This window comes from Nocardia sp. NPDC050697, from assembly GCF_040654395.1.
GTDB lineage: Bacteria > Actinomycetota > Actinomycetes > Mycobacteriales > Mycobacteriaceae > Nocardia.
Map to the genome: position 1 here is coordinate 208,539 of NZ_JBFAHY010000009.1, position 15,368 is coordinate 223,906.

Here is a 15,368-nt window from a genome sequence, read left to right on the forward strand (position 1 = left end):
TCGGCTCCCGTGGCATTCCCTTGTCGGGACCGCCGCAGTCATGGTAGGCATATTGTCAACAATCCGACAACAGACAATCTTCGGATCACTACGGAGGGCGGATCCCCATGACCCAGCTGTCACCGGTGCTCAAGCAGGCCACTCCCGTCGTGGTGGAGCGCGGCGAGGGGTGCTACCTGCACGCCACCGACGGCCGGCGCTACCTGGACTTCACCGCGGGCATCGGGGTCACCAGCACCGGGCACTGCCACCCGCGCGTGGTCGCGGCGGCGCAGGAGCAGGTCGGGAAGCTGATCCACGGCCAGTACACGACGGTCATGCACCAGCCGCTGCTTCGCCTCACCGAGCGGCTCGGCGACGTGCTGCCCAGCGGGCTGGACACGCTCTTCTTCAGCAACTCGGGCAGCGAGGCGGTGGAGGCGTCGCTGCGGCTGGTGCGGCAGGCCACCGGGCGGCCGAACGTGATCGTCTTCCACGGCGGGTTCCACGGCCGCACCGTCGCCGCCGCCACCATGACCACCTCCGGCACCCGGTTCTCGGCCGGGTTCAGCCCGCTCATGTCCGGGGTGCACGTGGCCCCCTTCCCCACCGCCTACCGGTACGGCTGGAGCGAGGAGGAGGCCACCGCCTTCGCGCTGCGCGAGCTGGACTACATCCTCGCCACGCTGACCGGGCCCGCCGAGACCGCCGCCTTCATCGTGGAGCCCATGCTCGGCGAGGGCGGCTACATCCCCGGCAACACCGCCTTCTTCCACGGCCTGCGCGAGCGCGCCGATCGGCACGGCATCCTGCTGGTGATCGATGAGATCCAGACCGGGTTCGGGCGTACCGGGAAGTTCTTCGGGCACCAGCACTTCGACGTCCGGCCGGATGTCATCACCATCGCCAAGGGGCTGGCCAGCGGCTTCCCCCTCTCCGGGATCGCGGCCTCGGCCGAGCTCATGGCGAAGGCGTGGCCGGGCTCGCAGGGCGGCACCTACGGCGGCAACGCGGTGGCCTGCGCGGCGGCGCTGGCCACGCTGGACGTCATCGAGTCGGAGGGGCTGGTGCGGAACGCCGCCGACCGCGGCGCCGAGCTGCTGGCCGGGCTGCGCGAGCAGCAGACCAAGCAGATCGGCGATGTGCGCGGGCTCGGGCTGCTTGCCGGGTGCGAGTTCACCACCGCCACCGGCGATCCCGACCCGGAGACGGCGTCGGCCGCGCAGCGGGCCGCGGTCGCCAAGGGGCTGCTGCTGCTCACCTGCGGCGCGCACATGAACGTGGTGCGGATGATCCCGCCGCTCATCGTCACCGACGCGCAGATCCGCGACGCGCTCGGCATCTGGTCCGAGGTGCTCGCCGAGCTCTGATCGCGCCGACCCGAGGAGACAGCATGGCCCGCTACATCACCATCACGCTGACCAAGGCGGGCGTCACCTGCCGGGCCCGCCTCCTGGACGACGAGGCGCCCGGCACCTGCGCCGCGGTGTGGGAGGCGCTGCCGCAGGAGGGCGACGCCTTCCACGCCAAGTACGCCCGCAACGAGGTCTACACCCTGGTCCCCCGGCTCACCGCCGCCCCGCACCGGGAGAACCCGACCGTCACCCCCATCCCGGGCGACGTCTGCCTCTTCGACTTCGAGCCCTGGGAGATCGGCAACCCCGCCTACGGCTACGAACCCGGCTCCGCCGCCGCCAACGAACAGGGCGCCACCGACCTCGCGCTCTTCTACGGCCGCAACAACCTGCTGATCAACGGCGACCAGGGCTGGGTGCCCGGCAATGTCTTCGCCACCATCGAGGAGGGGCTCCCCGAGCTCGCCGCCGCCTGCAACGCCCTCTGGACGCACGGCGTGCTCGGCGAGACCCTGGCCTTCGCCCGCGGCTAGAAAAATCTTGGAAGAATGTTTCGTGCCGTGTCGATTCGGCGGGCGGCCCGTTCGACCAAGGGGTGAGAGGGTCCGAGCGGGACCCGCACACCGAGGGAGACGGACATGAAGTACATGCTCATCATGCGCGCCACCGACGAGGCCTACGCCGCGATGGCCGCGTTCGATATGAACGAGATGCTGGAGACGATGGGCCGCTTCAACGACGAGCTCATCCGGGCCGGGGTGCTGCTGGCCGCGGAGGGGCTGGAGGACCCGGCCGAGGGCGTGGTGGTCGACTACTCCGCCGACCCGCCGGTCGTCACCGACGGCCCCTACGGCGAGACCAAGGAGCTGTTCGGCGGTTACTACATCCTCAGCGTGGCCTCCAAGGAGGAGGCGATCGAGTGGGCGAAGCGGCTGCCCGCGGGCGGACCCGGCTTCAAGACCGAGATCAGGCGCGTCCCGGAGATCAGCGAGTTCCCGCAGGACAATGTGTGGATCCAGAAGGAGCGCGCCTGGCGCGAGGCCACCGGGCAGCTGTGAGCGGTGCGGCCGGGCGCGCCGCGGTCGCCGCGGTGTGGCGGATCGAGTCGGCGCGGATCGTCGGCGCGCTCGCCCGCTACACCGGGGAGTTCGCGCTGGCCGAGGATGTGGCGCAGGAGGCGCTGGCCGAGGCGCTCGTGGCGTGGCCGCGGGACGGGGTGCCGCGGGACCCGGCCGGGTGGTTGCTCACCGCGGGCAAGCGCCGCGCCATCGACGCCTTCCGGCGCAGCGCCGCGCTCGGTGACCGGTATGCCGCCTTCGCCCGCGCGCTGGGCGAGGGCGGCGCCGCCACCGGGGGCGAACCGGTGCCGCCGGAGCCGTGGGACCCGGAGCGGATCGATGACGACGTGCTGGCGCTGATGTTCGTGGCCTGCCATCCGATGCTCGCGGCGGAGGCGCGGATCGCGCTCACGCTGCGGGTGGTCGGCGGGCTCACCAGCGACGAGATCGCGGCCGCGTTCCTGGTGCCGACCGCGACGGTGCAGGCGCGGATCACCCGCGCCAAGAAGACGCTCGCCGCGGCAAGGGTGCCGTTCGAGGTGCCCGCGCCGGAGGAGCGGCGGGAGCGGCTCGGGTCGGTGCTCGGAGTGCTGTACGTGATCTTCACCGAGGGGTCGTCGGCGAGTTCGGGGGCGACGCAGATCCGGCTGGACTTGGCGGCGGAGGCGCTGCGGCTGGCGCGGGTGCTCGCCCGGCTGGTGCCGGACCACGCCGAGCCGCACGGGTTGCTCGCGCTGCTCGAGCTGACGGCGGCGCGGTTTCCGGCGCGGACCGGGGCCGACGGGGAGCCGGTGCTGCTGGCGGAGCAGGATCGGCGGCGCTGGGATCGGGACGGTATCCGGCGCGGGCGGGCGGCGCTCGCGCGCGGCGCGGCGATCGGGCTCGGGGCGTACGGGGTGCAGGCGGCGATCGCCGAATGTCACGCGGTGGCCGCGACTTTCGGCGAGACCGATTGGGAGCGGATCGTGGTGCTGTACGAGGCGCTGGGGCGGATCGCTCCTTCTCCGGTGGTGCGGTTGAACCGGGCGGTGGCGGTGTCCATGGCGCGGGGGCCTGCGGTGGCGCTTCCCCTGGTGGACGCGTTGATTGCCGAGGGGGCGCTGGGTGGGTCGCATCTGGTGCCGAATGTGCGCGGGGAGCTGCTGGCGCGGCTCGGGCGGAATGCCGAGGCGCGGGTCGAGTTCGCGACGGCTATCGCGTTGTGCCGCAATGAGAAGGAGCGGGGCGTGCTCGAGCGGCGGGCGGCGGAATTGCCGCAGTGAATGTCGCCCGCTTCGCGCTCGACTGATTCGCGTCGGCAGATGGGGGCTAGCCCAGGACGTGTTCCGCGTAGCGCGCGACGGCGAGAACGAGATCGTCGGAGTGGCGGGGGCCGACGATCTGCAGGCCGACGGGGAGCCCGGCGGCGGTGCGGCCGACGGGAATGCTGATGGCGGGCTGCTGGGTGAGGTTGAAGGGGTAGGTGAAGGGGGTCCAGTCCGGCCAGCTGCGCAGCCCGCTGCCGGGCGGCACGTCGTGCCCCGCCTCGAAGGCGGGGATCGGCACGGTGGGGGTGACCAGCACGTCGTGGTCCTGGTGGAACGTGCCCATGGTGATCCCGAGCTGCGCGGCGACATTCCGCGCCTCCAGGTACTCGACGGCGCTCACCGCGTCACCCCTGGTCCACACCGCGCCGAGCCCGGGATCGACCCGCTCCCGGCTGCCCGCCGGGAATCCGGCCAGCATGGTGGCCGCCCCTGCCGCCCACAGGATCTCGAAGGCGTCCAGGGGATCGGCGAAGCCGGGGTCGGCGGCGGTCACCGTGAGTTCCGCGTCGGCGAGCCGCCGCACCGCCGCCTCGGTGATCGCCGCGACCTCGGGATCGACGGTGGCATAGCCCAGGTTCGGCGACCACGCCACCCGCAGCCCGCGCACGTCCCGGTGCATCTCGCCGCGGAAGGTGGCGAGCGTCGGGGCGAGCGCGGTGGGGTCGCGCGGGTCGGGCAGCGCGAGGATGTCGAGCAGCAGCGCGGCGTCCTCGACGGTGCGCGTCATGGGCCCGGCGTGCGCCAGCGGGCCGAACGGGCTGGCGGGGAAGAGCGGCACTCGCCCGTGCGTCGGCTTGAACCCGACGATCCCGCAGAACGCGGCCGGAATCCGGATACTGCCGCCGCCGTCGGTGCCGACCGACACCGGCCCCATCCCGCCCGCGACCGCCGCCGCGCTCCCCCCGGACGACCCGCCCGCGGTCGTGCCCGGCGCCAGTGGATTCCGCGTGATCCCGGTCAGCGGGCTGTCGGTCACCGCCTTCCAGGCGATCTCCGGCGTGGTGGTCTTGCCGACGAACACCATCCCGTCCTCGCGCATCCGCGCGGTGACCGGGCTGTCCACCGTCCAGGGCCCGGCCGGGTCGACCGAGGTGGAGCCGCGCCGGGTGGGCCAGTCCTCGGTGAGGAAGATGTCCTTGATCGAGACCGGGACGCCGTCGAGCAGCCCGCGCGCGTACCCGGAGTGCCAGCGCTCCTCGGAATCCTTGGCCTGCACCAGCGCCCGGTCCGGGTCGACCAGGCAGAAGGCGTTCACCGCGGGGTCGCGGTCGGCGATGGCCGCGAGCACGGCCTCGGTCGCCTCCACCGGTGAGAGCGTGCCCGCCGCGTACGCCGTCACCAGCTGCGCGGCGGTCATGGCGGCGGGGTCGGACGGGGTGGTGTTCCCTGCGTTGCTCATCGAGGGGGGCTCCTTCAGCCGGGCACGTACCCGAGTTGCTTGTCGACCACATTGCGCAGGGGCCGCCCGGCGACCCAGTTGTCGAAGTTGTCGGCGAACGCCGACAGGATTGCCCCGCTCCAGCCGATCCAATCGCCGGAGTTGTGCGGGGTGATCCGGACGCCGGGCAGCGTCCAGAGCGGATGCTCGGCGGGCAGCGGCTCCGGGTCGACCACGTCCAGCGCCGCGCCCGCGATCGCGCCGGTGCGCAGCGCCTCGACCAGCGCGTCGGTCACCACCAGCTCGCCGCGGCCGACATTCACGAACCGCGCGTGCGGCTTCATGGCGGCGAAGGCGGCGGCATCGAAGAGGTGCCTGGTGCGCTCGGTGAGCGGCGCGACCGCCACCACGTAGTCGGCGTGCGGCAGCTCGGCGTGCAGGTCGGTGCCGACGGTGCCGAAGTCCGGGTCGCCGCGGCGCTCGCGCCTGCCGATCGCCGAGACCCGCATGCCGACGGCGCGCAGCAGCCGCGCGATGGCCCGGCCGATCCCGCCGGTGCCGACGATCAGCACCGAGGCGCCCGCGACCCGCTCGGTCTCCCGGTACTCCCACTCCCGCCGCTGCTGCCGGAGCAGCGCACCGCCGAGATCCTTGGCGAAGCCGAGGATCTGGCCGAGGACGTACTCGGCGATGGCCGCGTCGAAGACCCCGCGGGTATTGGTGACCACGACGTCGCTGGCGATGAGCGCCGGGAACATCGCCGCGTCGACGCCGGTCGAGCCCATGTGCAACCATCGCAGCGCGTCCGCCTGCGGCCAGGCGGCGGGCAGCGCGTCGGTGCCGAAATCCAGCACGAAGAGCGCGTCCGCGCCGCGCAGCGCCGCCGGGAGCCCGGCCGCGCCGGTCCAGCGCAGCTCGGCGCGGTCGGCGATGCGGGCGAGCGCCCCCGGCTCGGGCGCGTGGTCGCCGTGCAGGACGGTGATCACAGGGGCCTTTTCCACGTTGACACCGTAGGATCGCATCGTATGATTGTCAACAATCCGATCGTGTGCTGCTCGCACGGATCGCAGGAGAAGCGCTGGTCAGAGGGGCCGCAGTGGATTTCAGCTTTCCCGGCATCGAGGGTCCGGTCGCCCAGCGCGGCATCGGGATCATCGCGCCGTTCGACCTCGCGCTGGAGCGCGAGCTCTGGCGGTGGGCCCCGCTCGACGTCAGCCTGCACCTGGCGCGCACCCCGTACGAGCCGGTCCCGGTCTCGCTCGCGATGGCCGAGCTGGTCTCGGACGCCGCGCACCTCACCGCCGCCACCCGCAATGTGCTGCACGTCGAACCGGAGGTGGTGGCCTACCTCTGCTCCTCCGGCAGCTTCATCAAGGGGCTCGGGTACGAACGGTCGCTCTGCGACACCATCCGCGCTGCGGGCGCGACGGACGCGGTGACCACCTCCGGCGCGCTGCTGGAGGCGATCCAGCGGCTGGAGCTCTCCCGGATCTCGGTGCTCACCCCGTACGACGAGATCCTCACCGGCAAGCTGCACGACTTCCTCGCCGAGGCGGGCTGCGCGGTGGTGCGCTCGGACCACCTCGGCCTCGGCGGCGGCATCTGGAAGGTCGGCTACCGGACCATCGCCGAGCGGATCCTCGGCGCCGACGCCCCCGATGCCCAGGCCGTCTTCGTGAGCTGCACCAACCTGCCCACCTACGACGTGATCGAGCCGCTGGAGCAGCGGCTCGGCAAACCCGTGCTCACCGCCAACCAGCTCACCATGTGGGCCTGCCTCGGCCGGATGAAACTCCCCATGATGGGGCCCGGCCGCTGGCTGCTCGACGTCTTCTAGGAGGAGCGCCATGACCACCGTCGGTCTCGTCTACCCCGACCACGCCGCCGAGGACGACTACCCGCCCGTCGCGGCGGCGCTCGGCGTGCGGCTGCCGGTGGCGCACATCTACGGCACCGACCTGCACGCCGTCCCGGAGCTGCTCGACCTGGGCAGCCCGGCCCGGCTGCGGGCAGGCGCCGAGCTGCTCGCCCCGCACCGGCCGGACGCCGTGGTCTGGGCCTGCACCTCGGGCAGCTTCGTCTACGGCCCGGACGGCGCGCGCGAGCAGGCGCGCGGCCTCGCCGACGCCGCCGGAGTGCCCGCGACCAGCACCGGCATCGCCTTCACCGACGCCGCGCACACGCTCGGGCTGCGCCGGGTGGCGGTGGCGGCGAGCTACCCGGACGACGTCGCCCGGCTCTTCGTCGACTTCTTGGCCGCCGCCGGCATCGAGGTCACCGCGATGACCAGCGCCGGGATCGACACCGCCGCCGAGGTCGGCACGCTCACCCCGGACCGGGTGCTCGCCCTCGCCGCGGCGAACGACCACGCCGACGCCGAGGCGCTGCTGATCCCGGACACCGCCATGCACACCCTGGCGCTCCTGCCGGAGCTGGAGCGGGCGCTGGGCAAGCCGGTGCTCACCGCCAACCAGGTCACCGTCTGGGCCGGGCTCCGGCTGGCCGGGGCGGCCCCGGTCGCGCCGGCGCTGGGTACCCTCTTCACCGGGAGGCCGAGTGATGTCCGTCGTTGATTTCCAGCCGGTGGACCGGAAGTCGACCGCGGAGATGATCGCGGACCGGCTCCGGGACGCCATCATGCGCGGCAGCCTGGCGCCGGGCGCGCAGCTGGGCGAGGCCGACCTGGCGGCGCAGTTCGCGGTGAGCCGCGGGCCGGTGCGCGAGGCCATGCAGCGGCTGGTCTCCGAGGGGCTGCTGCACAGCATCCGGCACCGGGGCATCTTCGTCATCGAGCTCGCGCTGGACGACGTGGTCGACATCTACCGGGCCCGCACCGCGCTGGAGGGCGGCGCGCTGGAGCTCATCCTGGACGGCCGCAGGGAGATCGCCGCCGCGGCGCTCGCGCCCAGCGTCACCGAGATGACGGCGCGGGCCGAGGCGGGCGACGCGGTCGGCGTCTCCGACGCCGACCAGGCGTTCCACGAGGCGCTGGTGCGGAGCTCGGGCAGCCCGCGGCTGGTGCGCGCGGCGCGCACCCTGCTGATCGAGACCCGCATGTGCCTCGGCGCGCTCCAGACCACCTACCCGGACCTGCGCGAACAGGCCAGGGAGCACGTCGGGCTGCGCGAGGCGATCGCCGCCGGCGCGCCGGAGCGGGCGCGCAAGCTGCTGGTCGAGCACATGAGCGACGCGGTCGAGCGGCTGCGCCCGCAGATCAGCTCGTGACGACCCGGGCCTGTTTTTCGTCGGCGTCGGCGAGCGCCAGGTAGACCGGCGGCAGCAGCACCTCCAGCGCGGTGAGCGCGAGCACGAACGGGTGCGGCCAGCCGTGCACGGCGATGGAGAGGAAGCGGCCCACCGCGCCGAGCAGCATGATGCCCGCCAGGAAGCGGATGACGTTCGCCGGGATGGGGTCGCGGCGCGCGGCCAGGATCCAGGCCAGGCCGTAGCCGGCGAAGACCGCGCCGAAGAAGCGGGCCTGGCTGTCCGCGGTGGCGCCCGGCTCGCCCATGTCCGGGAAGAGCGCCTCGCCGGTCGCCAGGTGCTCGAGCCCGATGAGCAGGCAGGTCACCCCCATGACCAGTGCCAGCCAGCGCAAGACCGATGCCGCCATGATTCCCTCCCGGAGTTAGTAGACGTACGTCTACTATGGCGGCCCGGTAGACGTGCGTCAACTAAGCTGGCGGTCATGGTTCGCCGTCGCCTCACCCCGGAGCAGCGCCGCGCCCAGATCGTGGAGGCGGGGGCGGGGCTCTTCGCCGACCGGCCGTACGAGGCGGTGCTGATGGAGGAGGTCGCCGCCGCGGCCGGCATCTCGCGCGCCCTGCTCTACCGGCACTTCCCCGCCAAGCGGGACCTCTTCGCCGCCGTCTACGAGCAGGCCGCGGCGCAGCTCCTGGTCGACTCCTCGTTCGACCCCGGACTCTCGGTGCCGGAGCAGATCTCGACCGCGCTGAACACGCACCTGGACTACTTCGAGGCCAACCCGCACGCGGTGCTCGCGGCCAATAAGGTGCTCGCCGCCGACCCCACCATCCAGGGCATCATCGCGGGCGAGCTCGGCGAGCTGCGCCGCCGCATGCTCGACGAGCTCGGGCTCCCCGCGGAGCGCCGCGCCGCCGCCGAGTCGGTGATCGGCGCCTGGCTCACCTTCGTCCGGGTGCTCACCGTGGATTGGCTGGAGAACGGCACCGTCACCCGCGCCGATATGCACGCCGTCAGCACCGGCGCCCTCCTCGGCGCCCTCACCCCGCTCCTCGGCGGTGAGGCATGAACCCGCCGGTCAGAACCCCGCGGGCCGCACCACCATGACCGAGGCCGCCCGCTTCCCGCTCTCCCGCAGCAGCGCGATCGCCTTCCCCTCGGGATCGACCGCCGCGTACACGTCGTCCCGCCCGACCGGCTCCAGCCACCGCCCGTTCCGCAGATCCTCGGCCTGCGCCGGGTCGATATCGCGGAGCGGGAACGCGGCCCGCACCGCCTCGTCCATGGGCAGCGAGAGCGACGGCGCCGCGGCGAGCGACTCCAGCGTGCGAGCGTGCTCGAGCGTGAACGGCCCGACCCGGGTGCGGCGCAGCGCCGTCAGGTGCCCCCCGACCCCGAGCGCGGCGCCGAGATCACGGGCCAGCGCCCGGATGTAGGTGCCGGAGGAGCACTCCACCTCGACCTCGAGATCAACGAACTCCCCGCGATCGTGCCGCGCCAGCACGGCGAACCGCGAGACCGTGACCGGCCGCGCCGCCAGCCGCACCTCCTCGCCGGCCCGGTGCCGGGCATACGCCCGCTCCCCGTCGATCTTGATCGCGCTCACCGTCGCGGGCACCTGCTGGATCTCCCCGGTCAGCACCGCCACCTCGGCCGCGACGGCCGCGTCGGTCACGTGCCCGGCGGGAGCAACCGCGAGCACCTCCCCCTCGGCATCGTCGGTGCTGGTGCTCGCCCCGAGCCGGATGGTCGCCGAGTACGCCTTGGTGGTGAGCGTCAGCAGCCCGAGCAGCTTGGTGGCCCGCTCCACGCCGAGCACCAGCACCCCGGTCGCCATGGGGTCGAGCGTCCCCGCGTGCCCGACCTTCCGCGTCCCCAGGATCCGGCGGCACCTCCCGACCACGTCGTGGCTGGTCATGCCGGGATCCTTGTCCACGATCAGCAATCCGCCGAGCGGGTCCATCAGGCGGTCGCGATCGCGGTCAGGATGAGCCCGCCGGCGATCTGCCAGCGGCCGTCGAAGTCGAGCAGCGGCCTGCCGCCGTCGTTGGTGCCGCCGGGGACCAGCAGCTTCGTGTGGAAGGTGCCGGAGCCGGAGTCCGCGCCCGCCGCGTCGACGGTGAAGGTGATGTGCGCGTCCTCGAAGCCGAGCCAGCGCAGCGTGAGCGGGAACCACGCCTTGTAGGTGGCCTCCTTGGCGCAGAAGAGCAACCGATCGAGGTGCAGCGGGCTCTCGGTCTCCTTCAGCCACTGCCGCTCCTCGGGCAGGCTGACCGAATCGAGCACCCCGTCCGGCAGCTCCGCGTGCGGCTCGGCGTCGATACCGACCGAGCGGAAGCGCAGCGCGTGCCCGAGCGCGGCGGCGCGGTAGCCGTCGCAGTGCGTGAGGCTGCCGACGATCCCGCGCGGGAAGAGCGGCATGCCGCGCTCCCCCTTGCCGATCGGCACCTCCGCCTCGCCCAGCTGGGCCAGCGCCTGCCTGGCGCAGTGCCGCGCCCCGATGAAATCACGCCTGCGCTTCTCCACCGACTTGGCGATGAGGTGCTCCTCGGCGGGGTGCGCGCGCAGCCCCTCCGGGTACTCCAGCAGCTCCGCGGCGGCGATCCCGGACGGCAGAATGTTCTCGATCATCGGCGTCGAGCCTAGTCCAGCCGCGATCAGATACCGCGCCGCCGCTGCGCCTTGGCCCGCATCTCCTCGGCCGCCGCCTCCATCTCCGGCGTGATCCGGAAGTGCCCGCCGAACTTGTTGAGCGCGCCCGGCGGGTACTCCGGCGCGGGCAGGATCTGGCGCAGCAGGTTCTCCGGCAGCCCGCGGCGCTGCCACTCGCGCGGGTAGCCGAGCGAGACCTCCTCGAAGCGCACGCCGTCGTACCAGGAGGTGCGCGGAATGTGCAGGTGCCCGTAGACCGAGCAGACGGTGTTGTAGCGGGTGTGCCAGTCGGCGGTCAGCGTGGTGCCGCACCAGAGCGAGAACTCCGGGTAGAAGAGCACGTCGGTGGGCTCCCGGACCAGCGGGAAGTGGTTGATCAGCACCACCGGGGTGTTCGGCTCCAGCGCGTTCAGCCTGCGCTCGGTGGCCTGCACCCTGGCGTGGCACCAGGCGTCCCTGGTCACGTACGGATCCGGCGCCAGCAGGAATTCGTCGGTGGCGACCACATTGCGCTCGCGGGCGACGGCCAGCCCCTCGGCCTTGGTGCTGGTGCCCGCGGGCAGGAACGAGTAGTCGTAGAGCAGGAACATCGGCACCAGCGTGACGGCGCCGCCGTGCTCCTCGGCGCCCGCGCCGCGCCAGACGGCGTACGGGTCCTCCGGGGTGAGCACGTCGAGGTCGCGGCAGAGCGAGACCAGGTAGTCGTAGCGCGGCGCCCCGTGCATCTGCACCGGGTCCTTGGCGGTGGTCCACAGCTCGTGGTTGCCCGGCACCCAGATGACCTTGGCGAACCGGCTGCGCAGCAGCTCCAGCGCCCAGCGGATGTCCTCGGTCTTCTCCGCGACATCGCCGGCGACGATCAGCCAGTCCTCCGGCGAATCCGCCCGGATCTGCTCGACCACCGGCTTGTTGCCCTGGTGACCGACGTGGATGTCGCTCACCGCCATCAACTTGGGTATCACCCGATCCACGGTGCCACACCCGGCGGCGGGCCGTCCGGGCAGCACGCCGCCGGGCGCCCGGTCACTTCTTCTTGCGGCGCAGCCCGGAGGTCAGCTGGGCGATGATCCGCAGCACGCCGCGCGCCCCCATCGGGAAGAACGCCGCCCGCATGAACTCCAGGTAGCGGGGGTTGTACCGGGCCACGTAGGAGATGGAGGAGTCCACCGACTCCACCTGGTGCCACCAGAACATGGGGATGTAGAGCACGTCGCCGGTGTCGAGCAGCACGTCGTAGCTCTCCGCCTCGCGCAGCCGCGGGACGGCGCCGAACTCGGGGTCGAACTCGTCCGGCAGCCCGGTGTAGGGGTCGTTCACCCGCCTCGGGACCCGGCCGTAGACATTGCGGTACTCATCCGGCGGGAAGAGCCGTACCCGCTTGCGGCCGTGCAGCTGGATGAGCAGGCCGTGCCAGGGATCGTTGTGCAGCGGCGTCAGATTGCCGGACTGCCCCATCCAGACGCTGCTCGCGGCGGTGCTCTGGGTGCGGCCGCCGATGCGCGCGGGGAGCTGCTCGGCCAGCGGCGCCGGATCGGCGGCGGCGCGGGAGTAATACTTCTTGTCCGGATTCGGGGAATCGAACATCGCCGTCATCACATCGCCGTACTCCAGCAATTCGACCGGCGACGTCTCCTGGGTGAAAACATTGGTGGTACTCGTCAGCGCGTAGACCTTTTCGGTCCGGTACTTCTCGCGCAGCTTCGCCGGTTGATAATTCTCGAAGACCGACCACTGGTTCGCGGTATTCCGGATCACCACCGGGGTCTTCCGATCGAAAACCTCGGCCAGCTCGAGATTCCCGTGCTCCGGCACCACCTGCCGCGCCGTGCCGCCGCGGCGCGGGCGCACCCGGTCGCGCACGCTGCGACCGAGCCAGAGCGCGCAGCTCGCGGCGAGTATCGGCGCCAGCGTCACCGGCCTCTCGTCATACCCCTTGTTCGACATTTCCCGCCGTCCTTTCGATGCCCCTCGATCGCCCGCCACCAGGAATAGAGCACCGACTATAACGACGGATTCGCGGCCGGGGTACACCCAGAAATCAGGGCCTCTGAATGTCCGCGCCGACCCGGGCCCAGCGTCCGGAAAGGGCGCGGGAACCGACCGCGAGCAGCCGCGCGAGCATGAAAGCGACCAGTCCGGCCCAAATTCCCGCAACGCCCCACCCGAAAATCAGGGCCAGCCAGATCGCGGGCAGGAAGGCGACCAGCGCGGCCGCCATGGTGGTGGTGCGCAGGTACGCGGCGTCACCGGCGCCGAGCAGCACGCCGTCGAGCGCGAACACCACCCCGGCGACCGGAATGATGGCGACGAAGAACCACCAGATGACGCCGATCCGGTCCAGGACCGCCGGGTCGGTGGTGAAGAGCGGCGGGAGCACCGCGGCGGCGAGCGCGAAGCAGGCGGCCAGCGCCACCGCGAAGAGCAGCGACCACCGGGTCACCCGGCCCGCCAGGGTGCGGGCGCCGCGCGCGTCGCCGCCGCCGAGCGCCGCGCCGACCAGGGTCTGGGCGGCGATGGCGAGCGCGTCGAGGGTCAGCGCCAGGAAGTTCCAGAGCTGCAGCACCACCTGGTGTGCGGCGACCGAGGCCGCGCCGAAGCGGGCGGCGACCGCGGCGGCGGAGACGAAACACGCCTGGAAGGCGAGGCTGCGCACGATGAGGTCGCGGCCGAGCACCAGCTGCGCGCGCATGATCGCGGCGCGCGGCCGCAGCTCGGCGCGCTCCCGGACCAACGCGGTCAGGAAGAGCACGGCGGTGACGCCCTGGCCGGCGACATTGGCCACCGCCGAGCCGGGCAGCCCCCAGCGCGGGGCGAACCACAGCCCGTGCACCAGCAGCGGGCAGAGCAGCGCCGAGAGCGCGAGCCCGCACACCACGAAGATCAGCGGCCGCCTGGTCTCCTGCACGCCGCGCAGCCAGCCGTTGCCGGCCATGGCGATCAGGATGAGCGGCACCCCGAACAGCGCGATCCGCACCCAGGGCAGCGCCTGGCCGGCGATCTCGGAGCCGCCCGCGATCACCCCGACGATCGGGGCGGCGGCGAGCTGCACCGCGAGCAGCAGCGCCAGCCCGATGCCGAGCGCCAGCCAGGTGGCCTGCACGCCCTCGGTCACCGCGCCGCCGCGATCCCCCGCGCCGTGCCTGCGCGCGGAGCGGGCCGTGGTGCCGTAGGAGAGGAAGGTGAGCTGGGTGCTGGCCTGGGCCAGGATCAGCCCGCCGACCGCGAGCCCGGCCAGCGCCTGCGCGCCCAGCCTGCCGACCACAGCCAGGTCGAAGAGCAGGTAGATCGGTTCCGCGACGAGTACGCCGAGCGTCGGGATCGCCAGCGCCAGCAGCCGCCGCGGCCCGGCATCGCGGGCCGGCTCCGGGTCGGCTCGCGCGGCGGGGTGGTGCTCGGTCTCCGGAAGGCCGGATAGGTCGCTGTCGCTCATTCGAGCACGGCGAGCAGGGCGGCGAGGATCTCGTCGGCCGTGCCGTGCGCGGTGTACCCGGCGGCGAAACGGTGCCCGCCGCCGCCGAGCGCGGTGGCGACGGCGGACACGTCCACCCCGTCGGCGGCCCCCGGCCCGCTGTTCCGGGAGCGCAGCGAGACGGTCCAGCGGCCCTCGACGGTGCGGTGCTCCTTGAAGACGGCGGCGATCCCGGCCTCGGCGCTGGTGCGCACGATATCGATGACGCTCTCCACCTCCTCGGCGCCGAGCGCCCGCACATCGGCGCGCCGCACGAAGGCGTAGACCAGCCCGATCCCGCCGCATACCGCAGGCTCCAGCCGGGCGCTACCGAGCACCGCGGCGAGCATGGGCAGCCAGCCGAACGGGTGCGTGTCGAGCAGCCCGCGGGAGATCTCGGCGCCGTCGATCCCGGTGCCGAGCAGCCGCTCGGCCAGCCCGTGCGTCCCCGGCCGCACCCAGCGGAACGACCCGGTGTCGGTGACCAGCCCCGCGTACAGGCAGTGCGCCACCGCCGCGTCGATCGGCTCGCCCCAGGCGTCCAGCACCCGGGCGACCAGCCCCGCCGTCGATTCGGCATCGGGGTCGATGAGGTTGACGCCCCCGAACCGGGTGTTCGAGCGGTGGTGGTCGATCACCAGCGTGGTGCCCGCACCCGCCAGCCGATCGCCGAGCGCGCCGAGCCGCCCCGCGCTGCCACAGTCCACGGTGACCAGCAGGTCGACCTCGGCGGGCACCTCCCCCGGCGGGACGAGCAGCTCGACGCCGGGCAGCGTGCGCATGGAGACCGGGAGCGCCGCCGGTTCGGCGAACGAGACCCACACCGGCACCCCGCGCCTGCGCAAGACCTGCGCCAGCGCGAGCCCGCTGCCGACGGTGTCGGCGTCCGGTTGCACGTGGCAGAGGATGGTGACCGATCGAGCCGCGTCCAGCGCTCGTACCGCCGGGCCCAGCTCGACCGGCTCATCCGTGGAGATCATGCGCGTG

At 72.8% G+C, this 15,368-nt stretch carries 17 protein-coding genes; 8 read left to right on the top strand and 9 right to left on the bottom strand.

Annotation, left to right across the window (positions count from 1 at the left end; all coding sequences use genetic code 11):
• The first annotated feature begins 107 nt into the window (after positions 1 to 107).
• From AB0H71_RS28045 to AB0H71_RS28060, 4 genes are all read left to right on the top strand, one after another.
• A complete protein-coding gene (locus tag AB0H71_RS28045) occupies positions 108 to 1,349 on the top strand; it encodes an aminotransferase class III-fold pyridoxal phosphate-dependent enzyme (RefSeq protein ID WP_357026722.1) in 1,242 nt (413 codons plus the stop codon).
• A 23-nt stretch (positions 1,350 to 1,372) separates the two neighbouring features.
• Complete coding sequence (locus AB0H71_RS28050; RefSeq protein WP_357026723.1) at positions 1,373 to 1,867, top strand: DUF3830 family protein; 495 nt, start codon at positions 1,373 to 1,375, stop codon at positions 1,865 to 1,867.
• Positions 1,868 to 1,972: 105 nt separating this feature from the next.
• Positions 1,973 to 2,392, top strand: coding sequence for a YciI family protein (locus tag AB0H71_RS28055; protein ID WP_357026725.1), 420 nt, complete (start codon positions 1,973 to 1,975; stop codon positions 2,390 to 2,392).
• Positions 2,365 to 3,654 carry a DUF6596 domain-containing protein gene (locus AB0H71_RS28060; RefSeq protein ID WP_357026934.1) on the top strand — a complete coding sequence of 430 codons (1,290 nt, stop codon included), beginning with the start codon at positions 2,365 to 2,367 and terminating at the stop codon, positions 3,652 to 3,654. Before AB0H71_RS28055 ends, AB0H71_RS28060 begins: the two co-directional genes overlap by 28 nt.
• A gap of 46 nt (positions 3,655 to 3,700) precedes the next feature.
• On the opposite strand, the gene AB0H71_RS28065 is transcribed toward AB0H71_RS28060, so the two are convergent.
• Both AB0H71_RS28065 and AB0H71_RS28070 read right to left on the bottom strand, forming a co-directional pair.
• The gene (locus AB0H71_RS28065; protein WP_357026727.1) at positions 3,701 to 5,098 is read right to left on the bottom strand and encodes an amidase; all 1,398 of its coding nucleotides are present in this window, start codon (positions 5,096 to 5,098) and stop codon (positions 3,701 to 3,703) included.
• A 14-nt stretch (positions 5,099 to 5,112) separates the two neighbouring features.
• Complete coding sequence (locus tag AB0H71_RS28070) at positions 5,113 to 6,078, bottom strand: D-2-hydroxyacid dehydrogenase (RefSeq protein WP_357026729.1); 966 nt, start codon at positions 6,076 to 6,078, stop codon at positions 5,113 to 5,115.
• 95 nt (positions 6,079 to 6,173) lie between these two features.
• On the opposite strand from AB0H71_RS28070, the gene AB0H71_RS28075 reads away from it, so the two are divergent.
• From AB0H71_RS28075 to AB0H71_RS28085, 3 genes are read left to right on the top strand one after another with little or no spacing between them, the layout of a single operon-like run.
• On the top strand, positions 6,174 to 6,914 hold the full coding sequence (locus AB0H71_RS28075) for an Asp/Glu/hydantoin racemase (protein WP_357026731.1): 741 nt from the start codon (positions 6,174 to 6,176) through the stop codon (positions 6,912 to 6,914).
• 10 nt (positions 6,915 to 6,924) lie between these two features.
• Positions 6,925 to 7,650, top strand: a complete 726-nt coding sequence (locus AB0H71_RS28080; RefSeq protein WP_357026733.1) for a maleate cis-trans isomerase — start codon at positions 6,925 to 6,927, stop codon at positions 7,648 to 7,650.
• Positions 7,634 to 8,302, top strand: a complete 669-nt coding sequence (locus AB0H71_RS28085) for a GntR family transcriptional regulator (protein ID WP_357026735.1) — start codon at positions 7,634 to 7,636, stop codon at positions 8,300 to 8,302. Before AB0H71_RS28080 ends, AB0H71_RS28085 begins: the two co-directional genes overlap by 17 nt.
• On the opposite strand, the gene AB0H71_RS28090 is transcribed toward AB0H71_RS28085, so the two are convergent.
• Complete coding sequence (locus AB0H71_RS28090; RefSeq protein WP_357026737.1) at positions 8,292 to 8,690, bottom strand: DUF4345 domain-containing protein; 399 nt, start codon at positions 8,688 to 8,690, stop codon at positions 8,292 to 8,294. The two genes, AB0H71_RS28085 and AB0H71_RS28090, sit on opposite strands and share 11 nt — an antisense overlap.
• Before the next feature lie 75 nt (positions 8,691 to 8,765).
• Here AB0H71_RS28090 and AB0H71_RS28095 point away from each other — a divergent pair, with 75 nt between their 5' ends.
• Positions 8,766 to 9,350, top strand: coding sequence for a helix-turn-helix domain-containing protein (locus AB0H71_RS28095; RefSeq protein WP_357026740.1), 585 nt, complete (start codon positions 8,766 to 8,768; stop codon positions 9,348 to 9,350).
• A 9-nt stretch (positions 9,351 to 9,359) separates the two neighbouring features.
• On the opposite strand, the gene truB is transcribed toward AB0H71_RS28095, so the two are convergent.
• The 6 genes from truB to AB0H71_RS28125 form a co-directional block, all read right to left on the bottom strand.
• Entirely contained in the window at positions 9,360 to 10,244 is an 885-nt protein-coding gene (gene truB / locus AB0H71_RS28100; protein ID WP_357026742.1) for a tRNA pseudouridine(55) synthase TruB, read from the bottom strand.
• Positions 10,244 to 10,912, bottom strand: coding sequence for a 4'-phosphopantetheinyl transferase Npt (npt, locus tag AB0H71_RS28105; protein WP_357026744.1), 669 nt, complete (start codon positions 10,910 to 10,912; stop codon positions 10,244 to 10,246). The genes truB and npt overlap by 1 nt, the downstream gene beginning before the upstream one ends.
• 26 nt (positions 10,913 to 10,938) lie before the next feature.
• Entirely contained in the window at positions 10,939 to 11,895 is a 957-nt protein-coding gene (locus AB0H71_RS28110) for a metallophosphoesterase (protein ID WP_357026746.1), read from the bottom strand.
• A 61-nt stretch (positions 11,896 to 11,956) separates the two neighbouring features.
• Positions 11,957 to 12,877, bottom strand: a complete 921-nt coding sequence (locus tag AB0H71_RS28115) for a cupin-like domain-containing protein (RefSeq protein WP_357026748.1) — start codon at positions 12,875 to 12,877, stop codon at positions 11,957 to 11,959.
• 94 nt (positions 12,878 to 12,971) lie between these two features.
• Positions 12,972 to 14,363 carry an MATE family efflux transporter gene (locus AB0H71_RS28120; protein ID WP_357026750.1) on the bottom strand — a complete coding sequence of 464 codons (1,392 nt, stop codon included), beginning with the start codon at positions 14,361 to 14,363 and terminating at the stop codon, positions 12,972 to 12,974.
• A complete protein-coding gene (locus tag AB0H71_RS28125) occupies positions 14,360 to 15,361 on the bottom strand; it encodes a bifunctional oligoribonuclease/PAP phosphatase NrnA (protein WP_357026752.1) in 1,002 nt (333 codons plus the stop codon). The genes AB0H71_RS28120 and AB0H71_RS28125 overlap by 4 nt, the downstream gene beginning before the upstream one ends.
• Between the last annotated feature and the right edge of the window lie 7 nt (positions 15,362 to 15,368).

Bases quoted from the DNA above. Each gene is read 5' to 3' on its own strand.
- AB0H71_RS28045 (WP_357026722.1), top strand. From the start codon at position 108: ATGACCCAGCTGTCACCGGTGCTCAAGCAGGCCACTCCCGTCGTGGTG.
- AB0H71_RS28050 (WP_357026723.1), top strand. From the start codon at position 1,373: ATGGCCCGCTACATCACCATCACGCTGACCAAGGCGGGCGTCACCTGC.
- AB0H71_RS28055 (WP_357026725.1), top strand. From the start codon at position 1,973: ATGAAGTACATGCTCATCATGCGCGCCACCGACGAGGCCTACGCCGCG.
- AB0H71_RS28065 (WP_357026727.1), bottom strand. From the start codon at position 5,098: ATGAGCAACGCAGGGAACACCACCCCGTCCGACCCCGCCGCCATGACC.
- AB0H71_RS28080 (WP_357026733.1), top strand. From the start codon at position 6,925: ATGACCACCGTCGGTCTCGTCTACCCCGACCACGCCGCCGAGGACGAC.
- AB0H71_RS28090 (WP_357026737.1), bottom strand. From the start codon at position 8,690: ATGGCGGCATCGGTCTTGCGCTGGCTGGCACTGGTCATGGGGGTGACC.
- AB0H71_RS28095 (WP_357026740.1), top strand. From the start codon at position 8,766: ATGGTTCGCCGTCGCCTCACCCCGGAGCAGCGCCGCGCCCAGATCGTG.
- truB (WP_357026742.1), bottom strand. From the start codon at position 10,244: ATGGACCCGCTCGGCGGATTGCTGATCGTGGACAAGGATCCCGGCATG.
- npt (WP_357026744.1), bottom strand. From the start codon at position 10,912: ATGATCGAGAACATTCTGCCGTCCGGGATCGCCGCCGCGGAGCTGCTG.
- AB0H71_RS28115 (WP_357026748.1), bottom strand. From the start codon at position 12,877: ATGTCGAACAAGGGGTATGACGAGAGGCCGGTGACGCTGGCGCCGATA.
- AB0H71_RS28120 (WP_357026750.1), bottom strand. From the start codon at position 14,363: ATGAGCGACAGCGACCTATCCGGCCTTCCGGAGACCGAGCACCACCCC.
- AB0H71_RS28125 (WP_357026752.1), bottom strand. From the start codon at position 15,361: ATGATCTCCACGGATGAGCCGGTCGAGCTGGGCCCGGCGGTACGAGCG.